Source organism: Micromonospora sp. FIMYZ51 (assembly GCF_038246755.1).
Taxonomy (GTDB): Bacteria; Actinomycetota; Actinomycetes; order Mycobacteriales; family Micromonosporaceae; genus Micromonospora.
The window spans coordinates 3,395,629-3,411,718 of sequence record NZ_CP134706.1 but is presented as its reverse complement, the minus strand read 5'-3'; the positions used below and the strand labels follow the sequence as shown (position 1 = coordinate 3,411,718).

Genomic DNA, 16,090 nt, shown 5'->3' with positions numbered 1-16,090 from the left:
CATCATGATGGGTGCAACTGCGGCATCGAAACGACCGGCCGCGATCGGAGGACTCATGGGCCGCGACCGAGCAACCCTGGCAGACGTCGCCAGGCGGGCAGGGTTGTCCAAGACCGCCGCCTCGATGGTGCTCAACGGGCGGGAGGGCACCCGACTCTCCGCGGAGGCGCACCAACGCGTCTTCGCGGCGGCGGAGGAACTCGGTTACCGGCCCAACATCGCCGCGCGCAGTTTACGGACCCGCAAGACGGCCACCATCGCGTTCGTCTCCGACATCGTCGCCACCACCCGCTTCGCCGGCGGCCTCATCCGGGGCGCGCTGGATGCCGCCCGCGAGCGCGACCACGTGCTGCTCATCACCGAGACCCAGGGTGACGCGACGTTCGAACAGTACGCGATCGAGGCGATGCTCGACCGCCAGGTCGACGGCGTGATCTACGCGGCCATGGCGACCCGCCGGCTCGCGGTGCCGTCGGCGATCCTCGGCGCCTCGGTGGTGCTGCTCAACGCCACAAGCGCGACGCAGCTGCCCAGCGTGCTCCCGGACGACCAGGGCGCCGGCGCGACGGTCGCCGAGGCACTGCTCGCGCTGGGCCATCGCGACCGGATCGCGCTGATCGGGCGCAACCGGCAGAAAGAACGCGATCCGGAGATCTCGCTCGCGGCGGAGGCGCGGCTGCACGGCATCCGGGACACCCTCGCCGCCGCCGACGTCACGTTGTTCACCGAGGTCTTCTGCCCGGAGTGGCTGCCGGAACACGGCTACGCCGCGACCCGTGCGCTACTCAGCCAGGCGGCGCGGCCCAGCGCGATCATCTGCATGAACGACCGGCTCGCCTTCGGCGCCTACCAGGCGCTCGGCGAGGCCGGCCTGACCATTCCGGACGACATCTCGGTGGTCTCCTTCGACGACGACCCGATCGCCTCTTGGCTGCGCCCCGGGCTCACCACCGCCGCGCTGCCGCACGAGCAGATGGGGCGCCGGGCCGTGGAGCTGCTGCTCGACGACGACGGTCGCGGCTCGGTGCTGGTACCGATGCCGCTGCGCCGACGCCGGTCGGTCAGCACCCCCGCCAGGTGAGGACGGACGAGCGCGCTCGACGGTGACCACGTCTCGCGCCTCGCGGTTTTTCGAGAAGCAACCCCGGGTCGCGAGCTAAACCGATTTAGTGATACCTTGCCCGCCATGCTACGTCTGCCCGACCACTGGGTGTGGGACAGCTGGTACGCCCAGGACGATGCCGGTCGGTGGCACGCGTTCTTCCTGCGCGCCTCCCGGGCCCTGCTCGACCCGCACCGCCGTCACCGGCGCGCCTCGATCGGCCACGCCGTCTCCACCGACCTCCGCTCCTGGCAGCTCGTCGCCGACGCGCTCGTGCCCGCCGACACCGGCTGGGACGACCTGGCCACCTGGACCGGCTGCACCGTACGCGGCCCGGACGAGCGGTGGTACCTCTTCTACACCGGAGTCGGGCGGGCGGAGGACGGGCTGGTGCAGCGCATCGGCCTGGCCGTCTCCGACGACCTGGTCACCTGGCACCGGCACGGCGACGGCCCGCTCGTGGAGGCCGACCCCACCTGGTACGAACTGCTCGACCGCGAGATGTGGTACGAACAGGCGTGGCGTGATCCCTGGGTCTTCCCGGACCCGGCCGGCAACGGATGGCACATGCTCATCACCGCCCGGGCCAACCAGGGACCGGCCGACGCCCGAGGCGTGGTCGGCCACGCCACCTCCCCCGATCTGATCAACTGGACCGTCCGGCCGCCGCTCTCCGCACCGGCCGGCTTCGGCCACCTCGAGGTGCCCCAGGTCGCCGTCGTGGACGGGCAGCCACTGCTGCTGTTCTGCACCAACGCCGTCGCCGCCGGCCGGGACGCCGAGCACCAACTCTGGGCGGTGCCCGCGCCGACGGTGCAGGGGCCGTGGGACGTCGCGTCCGCCCAACCGATCGCCCAACCGCAGCTGTACGCGCCCAGGCTGGTGCCCGACGGTGACGGCTGGTCCCTGATCGGCTTCATCGACCACGTCGACGGCCGGTTCGTCGGTGAACTCAGCGACCCCATCCCGGTCCGCTACGAGCCGGCCACGGGTCTGGTCACCCGGCCGGCAGTTCCCGCGCCGACCGGTGTCTGAGGTGCAGCCCGTGACGGGTGCGACGGTCACGGTGCTCGGTGAGGCCGTCGTCGACCTGGTGCAGGAGCCGGACGGCCGGTTCATCGCCCACCCGGGCGGCAGCCCACTCAACGTCGCCGTCGGGCTAGCTCGCCTCGGCGTGCCGACCACGCTGCTCGCCCGCTTCTCCACCAGCCGCTTCGGCCGCTGGCTACGCGGGCACGCGGACACCAACGGCGTCGACCTGCGCCACGCGGTCGACACCGCAGATCCGGCCACGCTGGCGATCGCCTCGCTCACCGACACCGGGGTGGCCACGTACGACTTCTACGTCGAGGGCACCGCCGACTGGCAGTGGCGCGCCGAGGAACTGGCCCCGGCGCTCACCGGCCGGGGCATTTTGCACACCGGCTCGCTGGCGGTGTTCCGCGCTCCCGGCGCCGACCGGTTGGCCGACGCCCTGCGCACCGCGCGGGACCGGGGCGCGTTGGTAAGCCTCGACCCGAACATCCGGCCCGGTCTGGTCGGCACCCCCGCCGAGGCGTGCGCCCGGATCGACAACCTGGTGCGGCTGGCGCACGTGGTCAAGGCCAGCGAGGAGGACATCGGCTGGCTCTACCCGGACCGGCCGGTCGAGGACGTGCTGCGGCACTGGCAGGAACTCGGCGTCGTCCTCGCCGTGGCGACGCTCGGCGCCCGGGGCGCGGTCGCCGTCTCCGGCGCGCGTACGTTCCGGCAGCCGGCGCCGGTCGTCGACGTCGTGGACACCATCGGGGCCGGCGACGCGTTCACCGCCGGGCTGCTCGCCGGGCTGTCGCAGGCCCCGCCGGACCGGCCCGACGCGGAGATCGCCACCGCGCTGCGGTACGCCGCCGAGGTCGCCGCGATCACCTGCACCCGCGCGGGCGCCGATCCGCCGTACCGGCACGACGTGGCGGCGGGCAACGGCCGAACCTAGCCCGCCCCGCTCCCGGTCGTCGCCGCCTGCGGACCGCACGGGCGTACCACGACGTTGCCGACCTTGTGGCCGGTGTCGACGCGGCGATGGGCCTCGACGATGCCGTCGAGATCGTGGCTCTGGTCGAGCACGACGGTGATCTCGTCGCGGGCGACGAGACGGAGCAGGAACTCGAAGTCGGCGACCCGTTCCGGCGCGGCTCCGGCCACCACGTTGCCGCGCGCCCGGATGGTCTCCCCCAGGCTCGCGACGACGAGCAGCAGTCGGCCTCCGGTGCGCAACAGCCGCCGGCCGGCTTCGACCGACAGGTTGCCGACCGCGTCCAGCACCACGTCGAAGCGCTCGGACGTGGCGGCGAGGCCCCCGTCGGCGTAGTCGATGACCCGCTCGGCACCCAGTCCGGTGACCAGTTCGTGGTTCGCCGAGCTGCTCACCGCGGTCACTGTCGCGCCGAAGTGCCGGGCGAGTTGGACGGCGTTCGTGCCGATCGCACCGGAGGCGCCGTTCACCAGTACGGCGGTGCCGGGGCCCACATTCGCCTTGTCACGCAGGAAGAACAGCGCCGTGCTGCCGCCGAACAGCAACCCTGCGGCTTGCTCGTGGCTGACCTCGGTGGGCTTGCGCGCGAGCCGGTTGGCCCGCACCGCCACGTACTCGGCGTGCGCCCCGAGCGCGACGCCGGTCATGCCGCACACCTCGTCACCGAGGGCCAGGTCGTCGACCCCGGGGCCGAGCTGCTCGACGAGGCCGGAGAACGACCCGCCGAGAATTGGTCGGCGAGGTCGGACGACGCCGAACATCAGCCTGGCCGGTACGCCGAACCCGGCCGGAAACCGCGCGCCCCGGATACGCGAGTCGGCGGAGGTCACCGCCGCCGCCCTGACCCGTATCAGCACCTGGCCGGCACGCAGGCGGGGCCGGGCCACCTCGGCGACGCGTACCACCTCGGGTGCGCCGTATCGATCGATCACCGCTGCCCGCATGAGACTCTCCCTTACAGTCGTAAGTCTGACTGGGATGCTAGCCTTACGCCCGTAAGTCGGCAACCGGGAGCGGAGAACTCGTGATGGCGCGCCGTCCAGCCCTCACCCACCACCGCATCATCGAGGCGGCGGTCCGGGTCGCCGACCGGGGCGGCGTCGGCCAGGTGAGCATGCGCAACGTCGGCAAGGAACTCGGGGTGGAGGCGATGTCGCTCTATCACCACCTCGCCGGCAAGGATGCGCTACTCGACGGCCTGGCGAACTGGATCTTCACGCAGATCGAGTTGCCCGAACCGCAGCAGCCGTGGCGGCAGGCGATGGTCGAGCGGGCCGAGTCGAGTCGCCAGGTCCTGTCCCAGCATCCCTGGGCCCTGGGCCTCATCGAGTCGCGCCGCTCACCCGGCTCGGCCCTGCTCCGGCACCACGACACGGTCCTCGGCTGCCTGCGGCGCAACGGCTTCTCGGTCGCCCTGGCTGCCCACGCGTTCTCCGCGATCGACGCCTACGTGTACGGCTTCGTGCTTACCGAGCTCAACCTTCCGTTCGACGCGAACGAGACGGCCGAAGGCTTCGTCGATGAGATCCGATCCGCGCTGCCGGCCGACGAGTACCCACACCTGGTGGAAATGATCACCCAGCAGGTCGTCGGTGGTGGTTACAGCTACGCCAACGAGTTCGGGTTCGGGTTGGACCTCATCCTCGACAGCCTCGAACGTCACCGGGAGGGCGGCGTTCAGGAACGCGGCGGCCAAGGCTGCGCAGGGTGCTCAGCAGGCCGGTGACCGTCTCCGGCGAGCCGACGAACGGGGTCTCCACCCGGTCGGCGACCAGCTTCTGGTCCCGCAGGCGGTACCGGCGGACGGACCGGTGACCGCGGCGGAGCAACCGACGAGCAGCAGGATCGGCAGGGCGACGGCGAGCAGGGGACGAATCCGGCGTACGGGCATCCGGCGATCTCCTGTCCGGGCGCCTGGGTACGGCGCACGTCACGCGATCGCGCGGGAGACCCAGCTCTCGGTACCCGGCGCCAGACCGGTGTAGCGACCCCGGTGATACAGCAGCGGCGAGCCGATTTCCGCGCGCCGGATCAGCTCCGGCTCGGCGAGCACGATGGCGTGGCTGCCCACGGTGACCCGGTCGATCACGCGGCACAGCAACCAGGCGAGCGTGCCGTCCAGGATGGGCACTCCCTGCGGCCCGACCCGCCAACTGGTTGGCGCGGCGAACCTGTCGATGCCGCTGGTGGCGAAGGTACGCGCGAGTTCGGTCTGGTGGTGGGCGAGCAGGTGCACGCCCACGTGCCGGGTGTCGGCCACGGTGGGCCAACTGGACGATCCGGTGTTCAGGCAGAACGACACCACCGGCGGCGACAGCGACACCGACGTGAAGGAGGTGGCGGTGAAGCCGACCGCCGGCGCTCCGGGCGCGGTGACCACGGTGACGGTGCTGGCCTGGTGGCGCAGCAGCTTACGGATCTCCTCGGCGTCGGCGTCGACAGGCGACGCATCGTCGGTGGACAGGGTCATCGGGGTCCTCCCGGGGGGTCGACAGGGCCAGGGCTGGGCGGGATCGGACGTGGCCGGCCCAGATCGCGGCAAGCGCGGGCAGCCACGCGCGGGCGCAGGGCGTCGTGCGGGGCAGGACGGTCGAGGCGTCGGGCCGGTGACGACATGTCCGATCAGGACGCCGACCCGGACGACGGGGTCGCTCGGCGGCGACGTCGGACTCAACAGGCGCTGCTGCACACCCGGAGGAAGTCGACGAAGCGACGCCGGATGAGACGCGTGCTCCGGTACATGCCAGGACCGTAACGCGGGGCTGCCGGAGAGTCACCCTCGCTGTGGCCGCGCTCACACCCGCACCTCCACTCTTGCCAATGAACACCACACCACCCGCCCCCGGCAAGGCCGGCGCGCTGCCTCCACTCTGGTCGATCAAGAGGTCTGTGTCAGATTCCGCGCGGTATCTGACGCAAAGCTCTTGGTCAACGGGCGCCGGCACCGGTCAGGAGGTGGTGGCGAGGGTGGGGGTGGTGGCTGTGGGGATGGGGGCGGGATGGATGCGGACCTGGGAGTCGGGTCCTATGTTCAGGGCGAGGAACTCGGTGCGGGTCAGGGTCACGGTCACCGGTTGACCGCCGGAGGTGGTGACCTCGACGCGGATCTCGAAGCCGATCCGGGTCACCCGGGTCACCCGGCCGACCAACCCGGTGCCGCCCGCCATGTCGGTGGACAGTTGCAGGTCGTGCGGGCGGACCAACTGGTCGCCGAGCTGGGTGACCGGGCCGAGGAAGCGCATGACGAACTCGTTGGCCGGGCTGTCGTACAGCTCATCGGGTGATCCGATCTGCTCCACCCGCCCCTCGTTGATCACCACGATCTCGTCGGCGACCTCAAGGGCCTCCTCCTGGTCGTGGGTGACGAAGACGGTGGTCACGTGCACCTCGTCGTGCAGCCGGCGCAGCCAGTCCCGCAGTTCCTTGCGGACCTTGGCGTCCAGGGCACCGAACGGCTCGTCCAGCAGCAGCACGGTCGGCTCGACGGCCAGCGCCCGGGCCAACGCCATCCGCTGGCGCTGACCGCCGGAGAGCTGCGCCGGCAGCCGGTCCGCGAACTGTTCCAGATGGACCAGGGCGAGCAGCTCGTCGACCCGGCGCTGGATCTCGTCCTTGGCGCGCTTACGGATCTCCAGCCCGAAGGCCACATTGCGCCGCACCGACAGGTGCTTGAAGGCCGCGTAGTGCTGGAACACGAAGCCGACGTTGCGCTTCTGCGGTGGCAGTCCGGTGGCGTTCACGCCCTCGATCTCCACCGTGCCGGTGTCGGCGCGTTCCAGCCCGGCGATGATCCGCAGCAGGGTGGACTTACCGCCGCCGGAGGGGCCGAGCAGGGCGGTGAGCCGTCCGGACGGGATGCTCACCGACACGTTGTCCAGCGCGACGAAGTCGCCGAAACGCTTGCCGACGTTGACAATCTCGATACTCAACGGTCTTCCTTCGGCCTGAGGGCGGACACCACGATGACGCAGGCGACGGCGACGAGGGCGAGCAGGAACGCGGTGGCGTACGAGCCGCCCTTGTCGAAGTTCAGGTACTTCTCCTCGACCACGAGGGTGGCCGTACGGGTCTCGCCGAGCAGGTTGCCGGAGACGACCTTCACCGCACCGAACTCGCCAAGCGAGCGGGCGAGACTGAGCACCACGCCGTAGATCACCCCCCACTTGATCGCCGGCAGGGTGATCCGGCGGAAGGTCTGCACCGCGTTCGCGCCCAGGCTGCGGGCAGCCTGTTCCTGTTCGTCGCCGACCTCCTCCAGCACCGGCACGACCTCCCGGATGACCAGCGGCAGCGCCACGAACACGGTGGCCATGACGATGCCCGGCAGGGCGAAGATGACCTGTAGGCCGGCGGATTCCAGCGCCGGGCCGAACCAGCCTTCCCGGCCGCCGTAGACCAGGACCAGGGCGAGTCCGACCACGATCGGCGAGACCGACAGCGGCATGTCGAGCAGGGCGTTGAGCGCCCGCTTACCGGGGAAGTCGTAGCGGACCAGCAGGATCGAGATGCCGACGCCGAACACGGTGTTGATCACCACGGCGATCACCGCGACCACCACTGTCAGTTGCAGCGCGTGCGTCACGTCCGGGTCGGTCAGGACGTCGGTGAGGCTGCCCAGACCGTCGGCGAACGCGTTCCTGACGACCAGGTACACCGGCCAGGCCACCAGGAGGAAGAGGTACGCCGTCACGAGAAGGCGCAGCAGGTGACGCCCGGGACCGCGGCCGGTGCGGCTGCGGGCGACGACGGAATGTTCAGCCACGGCGGATCACCCTCCGCTGGATGACGTCGAGAACGACGATGACGGCCAACGACACGGCCAGCAGCACCACCGCGACGGCTGCGGCGCTCTGCGGGTTGTCGTTCTCGATGCTGCTGAGGATGCGTACCGAGGCCACCTCGGTACGCATCGGCAGGTTGCCGGAGAGCAGCACCAGCGAGCCGTACTCGCCGACCGCCCGGGCGAAGGAGAGCGCGGCGCCCGCCGCGATGGCCGGGGTGAGGCTCGGCAGGATGATCCGCCGGAAGGTGGTGAACCGGCTCGCACCGAGTGATGCCGCCGCCTCCTCGGTCTCCGGTTCGAGTTCGGCGAGCACCGGCTGCACGGTGCGCACGATGAACGGCAACGTGACGAAGAGGAAGGCGAGGAAGACCGCGATCCTGGTGTTGGCGATGTTCACGCCCAGCGGGCTGTCCGGCCCGTACAGCGACAGCAGCACCAGGCCGGCGACGATCGTCGGCAGCGCGAACGGGATGTCGATGAGGACCTCCAGTGCCCGCTTGCCGAAGAAGCGGTCCCGCACCAGCACCCAGGCGATCAGGGTGCCCATCACGATGTTGACAAGCGTGACGAGCAGTGCGGTGCCCACGGTCAGTCGGAGGGTGGCGGCGGTCTGCTCGTTCGTCACCGTCCGCCAGAACCCGGCCCACCCACCCTCGGCCGCGGTCACCGCCACGGCGGCCAGCGGGATCAGCACCAGCAGGCTGAACCACACCATCGCCACGCCGAGCCCGAGCCCGGAGACCCGGGTCAGCGGCAGGCCGCCCCGGGCCGACCGGCGGTTGCCCGCCGGCCGGTCCACAGCGAGGGTCGCCGAGGTCACTTCGCCTTCCCGGAGGCCGCGATGACCTTGGTGACGATGCCGTCGTTCTCGTCGAAGAACTTCTTCGACAGCGCGGACCAGCTCTCGAAGTCCTGCTCCACGGTCAGCAGTTTCTGCGGTGCGGGGAACGGGTTGTTCGGGTCGATCGCGCCCTCGATGCCGCTGGTGTCGACGCCGTCGATGATCGGCCGGAAGCCGGTGAGCGCGAACTGCCGCTGCCCCTGCGGGCCGAGCACGAAGTCCAGCCACTCCTTGGCCTTCGGGTCGGCGTCGGAGAGGATCGCGCCTGGGTTCTCGATAAGCACCGTGGTCGCCGGCAGCACCCAGTCCAGCTTCTCGCCGTTCTGACGGGCCAGGATCGTCTCGTTCTCGTACGCAAGCAGGACGTCACCGGTGCCACCGAGGAAGGTGGTGGTGGCGTCGCGACCGCTGTTGGGCAGTGACACCACGTTGGCGAAGAGCTTGGTGAGGAACTGCTCGGCCTCGGCGTCGGTCCCGCCGTTGGCGGCGATGTGCCCCCAGGCGGCGAGGGCGTTCCACCGGGCGGCCCCCGAGGAGGCCGGGTTCGGCGTGACGATGCCGATGCCCGGCTTGATCAGGTCGTCCCAGCCCTGGATGTTCTTCGGGTTGCCCTCGCGCACCGCGAGCACCACCACCGAGGAGGAGACGATCCCCTTGGTCGGGCCGTCGTCCCAGCTCTGATCGACAAGCCCGGCGTCGACCAGGCGGGTGACGTCGCTGGTCACCGAGAAGTGGACGTAGTCGGCCTTCAGGCCGGACACCACCGCCCGGCTCTGGTCTCCGGAGGCGCCGTAGGAGGTCTTGAACCTGACCCCCTTGCCCGCCTCGGTCTTGGTCCACTCCGCGGCGATGGCCTTGTTCGCCGCCTCGGGCACCGCGAAACCGATGATGTTCAGCGTGGTGGCGCTGCCCGCCGCCTGGTCCCCGCCCCCGCAACCCGCCAGGGCCAGGCTAGTGATCATGGCAAGAGCGGCGGCCGTTCTGATCCGGTGCCTCATCTTCGGTCCTGTCCTCCGTCCAGTGCGCGCCCGCACTATATAAATCCTACCGATTAAATAGGGAATATGTCCGTTTTAGTTGCCAGCGAGAAAACCTTGACGGGAGTGCGGTCACGGACCGGGCCTCGATGCCCGACCGGCAACACCGTGCCGGCGGCAATCAGCCGTCGCCCGGTGGAGCGGCGCGACAGTCGTGATCATCCGCGCGACCGCGCACCGAATATCCCACTAACTCGACAGGTTTTCAAGCCTTAACCGAGCCGGACCGCGTGCCGCCGCTCTCGGCCTGTTCCGGCACGGGTGCACACCGATCGGCCACGTCCCGTCCCGACCGCTCGGCCGGGGCGAGCAGGTCGGCCAGGCTGGACCGGTCGACCACCCGCTCGATCGCGCGGTGCACCGACAGCCACACCTCGCCCAGGCCGGCGGCCACCCCGTGATACGTCGCCACCTCGGCCGGAGCGCCGCGGACCGTGGTCAACGCCCCGCCGGTGGCCCGCAGCACGTCACCGATCGTGATGTCCTCGGGCGCGCGGGTCAGCGCGTAGCCGCCGTCGGAGCCGCGCAGGCTGTGCAGCAGGCCGGCCCGGCGCAGGTCGAGCAGGATGCCCTGAAGGAAGGAGTACGGGATGTCCTGGCTGGCCGCCAGCACCGCCGCCGTCACCAACTCCGGATGATGCTGCGCCACCGCCAGCATGGCCCGTACGGCGTAGTCCGATCGCGCCGACACGTACACGACTACGCCCCCAGTGCCCTACATAATCCATCAGACATATAGGAATACTGGTCAAGCGTGGGCGGTCCGTCAAGACATGGTCGATCAGGCCGCCCGCATCGCGCGGACGGCTTCCCGGGCGTACAGGCAGGCCGCGTGCTGCCCGGAACCCACCTCGACGAGCACCGGATCGGTGTCGGCGCAGTCGGGTCGGGCCTGCGGACAGCGGGTCCGGAACCGGCAGCCGTCCGGCGGGTTCACCGGGCTGGGGATGTCGCCGCGCAGGATGATCCGGCGACGTTCCCGCTCGACCTGCGGGTCCGCCACCGGGATCGCCGACAGCAGGGCCGCCGTGTACGGGTGGGCCGGCTCGCGCCAGATCTGGGCCGGCGTACCGCTCTCCACGATCCGGCCCAGGTACATCACCGCCATCCGGTCGCTCATGTGCTCGACGGCGGCGAGGTCGTGGGCGATGAACAGGTAGGTGAGCCCCAGCTCCCGTTGCAGGCGGCGGAGCAGGTTCATGATCTGTGCCTGCACGCTCAGGTCGAGCGAGGCGATCGGCTCGTCCAGGACGATCAGGTCCGGCTCGCCGGCCAGGGCGCGGGCGATACCCACCCGCTGGCGCTGGCCGCCGGAGAGCTCGTGCGGGTGCCGGTCGGCGAGGTCGCGGCGCAGGCCGACCATGTCGAGCAACTCGGCCACCCGCCGCTTGCGGGCCGCTCCCCGGTCGGTGAGCCGGTGCACGGCCAGCGGCTCGGCGATGCTCGACCCGACGGTGTGGCGCGGATCGAGGGACGCCTGCGGGTCCTGGAACACCATGGCGACCCGGCGGCGCAGGGCGCGCAGCCGTCCCCGGGACCACCGGGTGACGTCCTCGCCGGCCACCCGGACGCTGCCGGTGGTGGGATCGACCAGGCGCAACAGGGCCAGCCCGGTGGTGGACTTCCCGCTGCCGGACTCACCGACCAGCCCCAGCGTCTCGCCCCGACGCACCTGCAACGACACCCCGTCGACGGCCCGCACCACACCGGCCGGCGTCGGGAACCAGACCTTCAACTCGTCGAGTTCGGCCACCACGTCGGTCGAGTCCCGCTGTCTCGGCAGGCGACCGTGTGCCCCCTCCTCCGGCGTGAGCTGCGCGCTCTGCGCATCACGCTTCATGTGTCCTCCCCGTCGGCTCGCTGCGGGTAGAAGGTGCGGACGTGATGCTGCGGCGCGACCGGGACCAGCGGCGGCAGCTCGTGCTCGCAGCGGGCGTCACCACGGACCGGGCAGCGCGGCCAGAAGGCGCAGCCGGCGGGCAGTTCCAGCGGGTTGGGCGGCGAGCCCGGGATGGTGTCCAGGTCACCGCCGCCGGCCGCCGGGTCCGGTCGGGCGGCGAGCAGAGCCGCAGTGTACGGGTGCGACGGCTGGCCGAAGACCGCGTCCACCGGCCCCTGTTCGAGGATACGTCCGGCGTACATCACCGCCACCGTGTCCGCGATGCCGGCGACCACACCGAGGTCATGGGTGATCCAGACGACCGCGGTGCCCAGCCGCCGTTGCAGGTCGGCGACCAACTCGACGATCTGGGCCTGGGTGGTGACGTCGAGAGCGGTGGTCGGCTCGTCTGCGATCAGCAGATCGGGCTCGCAGACCAGCGCCATGGCGATCACCACGCGCTGGCGCATGCCGCCGGAGAACTGGTGCGGATAGGCGTCGACCCGCTGCCCGGCCGACGGGATGCCGACGAGGTCGAGCAGTTCGATGGCGCGGGTCCGGGCGGCGCGCCGGGTCAGGCCGAGATGCTCCTCGCCGGCCTCGGCGACCTGCCGGCCCACGGTCAGCACCGGATTGAGCGAGGTCATCGGATCCTGGAAGACGAAACCGACGTGCCGTCCACGCATCCGCCGACGGCGCTGGGTCGACAACTCGGTGAGGTCGGTGCCGAGCAGCCGGACCCGTCCGGTCACCCGGGCGGTACGCGGCGCCAGGCCGGTGGCGGCCAGCACGCTCATGCTCTTGCCGCTGCCCGACTCGCCGACCAGGGCCAGGGTCTCCCCCGCCCGGACCGACCAGTCCACCCCGGCCACCGCCCGGGCCGGTCCGCGCCGGGTTCCGATGGTGACGCTGAGATCCTCGATGGCCAGTACGGCCGGGTCGGTCATGCCGTGCTCCTCCTGGCTTCGCTGACGGTGAGCTGGCGGGGGTCGAGCACGTCGCGCAGCGCGTCGCCGACCAGGTTGAACGCCAGGACGGTGAGGAAGATGGCGGCGCCCGGGAAGAAGCCCAGCCACCACGCCTCGGTGACGAAGCCCCGGCCGTCGAAGAGCATCCGGCCCCAGGCCGGCTCCGGGGGCTGCACACCCAGACCGAGGAAGGAGAGCGCCGCCTCGGAGAGGATCGCGAAGGCCAGCGACAACGACGTCTGCACGATCAGCGGCGCGGCGATGTTCGGCAGCACGTGCCGGCCGATGATCCGCAGGTCGGAGGCGCCGATGGAGACCGCGGCCCGGACGAAGACCTGCTCGCGTACGGAGAGCACGCCGGCCCGGGTGACCCGGGCGAAGATCGGGGTGTAGACCACCCCGATCGCGACCATCGCGGTGAGCAGCCCCGGCCCCAGCACCGCCACGATCGCCACCGCCAGCAACAGCACCGGGAACGCGAACAGCACGTCCATGCAGCGCATCAGCAGGTTGTCCAGCCAGCCCCGGTAGTAGCCGGCGAGCAGCCCCAGGGTCACCCCCGCCAGCAGGGCGATGCCAACGCTGACCAGACCGACCTGAAGCGAGACCCGGGCGGCGATCATGACCCGGCTGAGCACGTCGCGGCCCAACTCGTCGGTGCCGAACGGATGCGACCAGCTCGGCGGCTGGAGCATCCGGTCGACGTCCACCTCGTTGATGCCCGACGGCGCCAGCCACGGCCCGGCCACGCCCACCACGACCAACAGCACGAGCACGGCGGTGCCGGTCAGGGCCAGCGGGTCGTGGCGCAGCGCCGACAGGACGCGGCGCAACTGCCCCTCCCGTCGGCTGGCGGTGTGCTCGCTCATTTGACCGTGATCCTCGGGTCGAGGCGGGCATAGAGAATGTCCACCAGGAGGTTGACCAGCAGGAACAGTGCCGCCACAAGCAGCACCGCCCCCTGGAGCACCGGATAGTCGCGGGCGTCCACGGCTTCGTAGGTGAGCCGGCCGATGCCGGGCCAGGCGAACAGCACCTCGATCACGATCACGCCGCCGAGCAGGCTGGCCAACTGCACCGCCACCACGGTCACCACCGGGATCAGCGCGTTGCGCAGCACGTGCCGCAGCACCAGCACCCGGGTGCGCAGCCCCTTCGCCTCAGCCGTACGCACGTAGTCCTCCGAGAGCACCTCCAGCATCGAGGAACGGATGAACCGGGTCAGGATCGACGCGGTGACCAGCCCGACCGTCGCCGCCGGCAGCGCCACGTGCGAGGCCCACCTGCCCGGATCCTCGGTGAGCGAAACGTAGCCCGACGGCGGCAGCCAGCCGAGCACCCCGGAGAAGAGCAGGATGCCCATGATGCCCATCCAGAAGTCGGGCACCGAAACGCCGAACTGGCTGAACACCCGCGCCGCATGGTCGATCAGCGAGCCGCTGCGGATGGCCGAGAGGATGCCGAGCGGGAAGGCGATCAGCATCGCGAACAGCACCGCGGTGACCGCCAGCGACAGCGTCGCGGGCAGCCGTTCCAGCACGATCGCGGTGACCGGCCGGCCGCTGCGGAAGCTGACCCCGAGGTCGCCGGTCAGCGCCCGACGCAGGTAGTCGAAATACTGCGCCACCAGCGGTTGGTCCAGCCCGGCCCGGGCCCGCAACGCCTCGTAGGTCTCCTGGTCGAAGCGGGTGCCGAGGGCGACCCGGACGGGGTCACCGGGCACCAGTTGCAGCAGCAGGAACACCACAAGGGTCACACCGAGCAGCACGACACCGGACTGCAACAGCCGACGGAGGACGAAGCGGGCCATCCCAGGTCCCCTGCCGGCTCACCGGGCAAGCGCCACGTCGCGGAACCGGATCGCCCGGTCGGTGCGTACCTCATAGCCGGAGACCTGGCGGGACCAGCCCTGCGCCACATCCGGGTTGTAGAGGTAGATGTAGCTGGCGTCGTCGACGATCTGCTTGGCGACCTGCTCGTACTGCTGCTTGCGGGCGCCCTGGTCGGTCTCGGTCCGCGCCTGGTCGAGCAGCCGGTCCACTGCGGCGTTGTCGTACTTGTGGAAGTTGAAGGTCCCGCCGCTGTGGTGCTGGGCGTAGTAGAACTCGTCGGGATCGATGTTGCCCAGCCAGCCCAACATGAACGAGTCGAAGTTGCCGTTGCCCTGCTCGTCGAGCCACTGCGCGAAGTCCAGCGTACGGATCTTCACGGTGACGCCGATGCCCTCCAACTGCGACGCGATCACCTGCGCGGCGGTGACCGTCTCCGGGTACTCGCTGGTGACCATCAGGTCCATGGTCAGCCCGCTGACGCCGGCCTGGTCGAGCAGTTGCCGGGCCTGGTTCGGGTCGTGCGAGTACGGGGCGTACTCGTAGTAGAAGGCGCTGTCGCGCGGGATGGCGGTCTGGTTGACGGTGGCCAGCCCGAACTTGGCGGCCTTGGTGATCGCCTCCCGGTCCAGCGCGAACGCGATCGCCCGGCGCACGTTCACGTTGTCGTAGGGCTTGCGGGCCTGGTTCAGCGCCAGGTACCAGTAGTCGGTCGACGGCACCGACTGCACGGTGGGATCGTCGCCGTCGAGCAGGGCCGGCACCTGCTGCGGTGGCAGGTTGTCGGTCCACTGCACCTCGCCGCCGCGCAGGTTCTGTAGGGCCACGGTGGGATCGCTGACGAAGGTGAACCGCACCCCGTCGAGCTTGGGCTGCTCACCCCAGTAGTTCTCGTTGCGGACCAGCTGGATGTTGTCGCCGGAGGCGTAGCTGCCGATCGCGAACGGCCCGGTGCCGACCGGCTTGGTGGTGATCTCGCCGGATTCCACGTTGGACTTCTGCACGATGGCCACGCCCTTGAACCCGCCGAGGTTGGCCAGCAGGTTCGGCGTCGGCGCGTTGAGCGTGACGACCACGGTGCCCGGGTCGGGCGCGGTCACCGACTTGACGGTGGCGAACCGGTACGCGTTGTTCAGCTTCTCGTCGATGATCCGGGTGTAGGAGTAGACCACGTCCTCGGCGGTCAGCGGCGAACCGTCGGAGAACTTCACCCCCTCACGGAGGGTGAACGTCCAGGTGAGCTGGTCGTCGCTTGTGGTCCACTCGGTGGCCAGCGCCGGCTTCATCTCCAGGTTGGCGTCCGGCTCGACCAGGGTGTCGTAGACGTTCTCCAGCACCTGGAAGCTGTAGTAGGCGGAGGTCTTGTGCGGATCGAGCTGGTCCGGTTCGCCGCCGATGGCGGCGTTGAGGACCCCGCCGGCGGCGGCTCCGTCCGTCCCGTCGACGTCGACGCCCTCACCCGCGCTGCATCCGGCCGCCGCGACAAGCGTCAGCGCGAGTGCGGCGCCAGCCAACCGGAATCTGGTGCTGGACATGGTCCTCCCCCTCGATCCTGCTGCCTCCTGCCGGACCCACGCTAACCGCAAAGCCGCCAGCCGGCAGGACACAGCTCTGTTGCAGCTACCGACAGGACCAGCAGT

The 16,090-nt window shown here is 70.5% G+C and carries 16 protein-coding genes; 4 read left to right on the top strand and 12 right to left on the bottom strand.

From position 1 onward, the window contains the following. The first annotated feature begins 55 nt into the window (after window positions 1-55). The 3 genes from QQG74_RS15470 to QQG74_RS15460 all read left to right on the top strand — a co-directional run bounded on the left by QQG74_RS15470 (window position 56) and on the right by QQG74_RS15460 (window position 3,074). On the top strand, window positions 56-1,081 hold the full coding sequence (locus tag QQG74_RS15470; RefSeq protein WP_341720988.1) for a LacI family DNA-binding transcriptional regulator: 1,026 nt from the start codon (window positions 56-58) through the stop codon (window positions 1,079-1,081). Between the two features lie 105 nt (window positions 1,082-1,186). Beyond that, window positions 1,187-2,137, top strand: a complete 951-nt coding sequence (locus QQG74_RS15465; protein ID WP_341720987.1) for a glycosyl hydrolase family 32 — start codon at window positions 1,187-1,189, stop codon at window positions 2,135-2,137. A gap of 10 nt (window positions 2,138-2,147) precedes the next feature. Further along, window positions 2,148-3,074: a carbohydrate kinase gene (locus tag QQG74_RS15460; protein ID WP_341720986.1), complete on the top strand. Its 927-nt coding sequence runs from the start codon at window positions 2,148-2,150 to the stop codon at window positions 3,072-3,074. Here QQG74_RS15460 and QQG74_RS15455 read toward each other — a convergent pair. Then, the gene (locus QQG74_RS15455; RefSeq protein ID WP_341720985.1) at window positions 3,071-4,057 is read right to left on the bottom strand and encodes an NAD(P)-dependent alcohol dehydrogenase; all 987 of its coding nucleotides are present in this window, start codon (window positions 4,055-4,057) and stop codon (window positions 3,071-3,073) included. The two genes, QQG74_RS15460 and QQG74_RS15455, sit on opposite strands and share 4 nt — an antisense overlap. Window positions 4,058-4,140: 83 nt before the next feature. On the opposite strand from QQG74_RS15455, the gene QQG74_RS15450 reads away from it, so the two are divergent. Then, entirely contained in the window at window positions 4,141-4,839 is a 699-nt protein-coding gene (locus tag QQG74_RS15450) for a TetR/AcrR family transcriptional regulator (protein WP_341720984.1), read from the top strand. A 204-nt stretch (window positions 4,840-5,043) separates the two neighbouring features. On the opposite strand, the gene QQG74_RS15445 is transcribed toward QQG74_RS15450, so the two are convergent. The 11 genes from QQG74_RS15445 to QQG74_RS15395 all read right to left on the bottom strand — a co-directional run bounded on the left by QQG74_RS15445 (window position 5,044) and on the right by QQG74_RS15395 (window position 15,985). Continuing rightward, window positions 5,044-5,583 carry a flavin reductase family protein gene (locus QQG74_RS15445; RefSeq protein ID WP_341720983.1) on the bottom strand — a complete coding sequence of 180 codons (540 nt, stop codon included), beginning with the start codon at window positions 5,581-5,583 and terminating at the stop codon, window positions 5,044-5,046. Between the two features lie 478 nt (window positions 5,584-6,061). After that, the gene (locus QQG74_RS15440; RefSeq protein ID WP_341720982.1) at window positions 6,062-7,042 is read right to left on the bottom strand and encodes a TOBE-like domain-containing protein; all 981 of its coding nucleotides are present in this window, start codon (window positions 7,040-7,042) and stop codon (window positions 6,062-6,064) included. Then, a complete protein-coding gene (locus QQG74_RS15435) occupies window positions 7,039-7,875 on the bottom strand; it encodes a sulfate ABC transporter permease subunit (RefSeq protein WP_341720981.1) in 837 nt (278 codons plus the stop codon). The genes QQG74_RS15440 and QQG74_RS15435 overlap by 4 nt, the downstream gene beginning before the upstream one ends. Beyond that, complete coding sequence (gene cysT, locus QQG74_RS15430) at window positions 7,868-8,716, bottom strand: sulfate ABC transporter permease subunit CysT (protein ID WP_341720980.1); 849 nt, start codon at window positions 8,714-8,716, stop codon at window positions 7,868-7,870. The genes QQG74_RS15435 and cysT overlap by 8 nt, the downstream gene beginning before the upstream one ends. After that, window positions 8,713-9,699 carry a sulfate ABC transporter substrate-binding protein gene (locus QQG74_RS15425; RefSeq protein ID WP_341720979.1) on the bottom strand — a complete coding sequence of 329 codons (987 nt, stop codon included), beginning with the start codon at window positions 9,697-9,699 and terminating at the stop codon, window positions 8,713-8,715. The genes cysT and QQG74_RS15425 overlap by 4 nt, the downstream gene beginning before the upstream one ends. Before the next feature lie 280 nt (window positions 9,700-9,979). Beyond that, window positions 9,980-10,471 carry an Rrf2 family transcriptional regulator gene (locus QQG74_RS15420; protein WP_341720978.1) on the bottom strand — a complete coding sequence of 164 codons (492 nt, stop codon included), beginning with the start codon at window positions 10,469-10,471 and terminating at the stop codon, window positions 9,980-9,982. A gap of 84 nt (window positions 10,472-10,555) precedes the next feature. Continuing rightward, window positions 10,556-11,614 (bottom strand): ABC transporter ATP-binding protein, encoded by a 1,059-nt coding sequence (locus QQG74_RS15415; RefSeq protein WP_341720977.1) that lies wholly within the window; start codon window positions 11,612-11,614, stop codon window positions 10,556-10,558. Beyond that, a complete protein-coding gene (locus tag QQG74_RS15410; protein ID WP_341720976.1) occupies window positions 11,611-12,600 on the bottom strand; it encodes an ABC transporter ATP-binding protein in 990 nt (329 codons plus the stop codon). Before QQG74_RS15410 ends, QQG74_RS15415 begins: the two co-directional genes overlap by 4 nt. Then, window positions 12,597-13,490: an ABC transporter permease gene (locus QQG74_RS15405; protein WP_341720975.1), complete on the bottom strand. Its 894-nt coding sequence runs from the start codon at window positions 13,488-13,490 to the stop codon at window positions 12,597-12,599. Before QQG74_RS15405 ends, QQG74_RS15410 begins: the two co-directional genes overlap by 4 nt. Continuing rightward, entirely contained in the window at window positions 13,487-14,431 is a 945-nt protein-coding gene (locus QQG74_RS15400) for an ABC transporter permease (RefSeq protein WP_341720974.1), read from the bottom strand. Before QQG74_RS15400 ends, QQG74_RS15405 begins: the two co-directional genes overlap by 4 nt. A gap of 18 nt (window positions 14,432-14,449) precedes the next feature. Beyond that, window positions 14,450-15,985 carry an ABC transporter substrate-binding protein gene (locus QQG74_RS15395; RefSeq protein WP_341720973.1) on the bottom strand — a complete coding sequence of 512 codons (1,536 nt, stop codon included), beginning with the start codon at window positions 15,983-15,985 and terminating at the stop codon, window positions 14,450-14,452. Between the last annotated feature and the right edge of the window lie 105 nt (window positions 15,986-16,090).

Coding starts and splice junctions, on each gene's coding strand:
- QQG74_RS15415 (WP_341720977.1), bottom strand. CDS start 11,614: ATGAAGCGTGATGCGCAGAGCGCGCAGCTCACGCCGGAGGAGGGGGCA.
- QQG74_RS15465 (WP_341720987.1), top strand. CDS start 1,187: ATGCTACGTCTGCCCGACCACTGGGTGTGGGACAGCTGGTACGCCCAG.
- QQG74_RS15410 (WP_341720976.1), bottom strand. CDS start 12,600: ATGACCGACCCGGCCGTACTGGCCATCGAGGATCTCAGCGTCACCATC.
- QQG74_RS15455 (WP_341720985.1), bottom strand. CDS start 4,057: ATGCGGGCAGCGGTGATCGATCGATACGGCGCACCCGAGGTGGTACGC.
- QQG74_RS15470 (WP_341720988.1), top strand. CDS start 56: ATGGGCCGCGACCGAGCAACCCTGGCAGACGTCGCCAGGCGGGCAGGG.
- QQG74_RS15395 (WP_341720973.1), bottom strand. CDS start 15,985: ATGTCCAGCACCAGATTCCGGTTGGCTGGCGCCGCACTCGCGCTGACG.
- QQG74_RS15405 (WP_341720975.1), bottom strand. CDS start 13,490: ATGAGCGAGCACACCGCCAGCCGACGGGAGGGGCAGTTGCGCCGCGTC.
- QQG74_RS15400 (WP_341720974.1), bottom strand. CDS start 14,431: ATGGCCCGCTTCGTCCTCCGTCGGCTGTTGCAGTCCGGTGTCGTGCTG.
- QQG74_RS15450 (WP_341720984.1), top strand. CDS start 4,141: ATGGCGCGCCGTCCAGCCCTCACCCACCACCGCATCATCGAGGCGGCG.
- QQG74_RS15445 (WP_341720983.1), bottom strand. CDS start 5,583: ATGACCCTGTCCACCGACGATGCGTCGCCTGTCGACGCCGACGCCGAG.
- QQG74_RS15425 (WP_341720979.1), bottom strand. CDS start 9,699: ATGATCACTAGCCTGGCCCTGGCGGGTTGCGGGGGCGGGGACCAGGCG.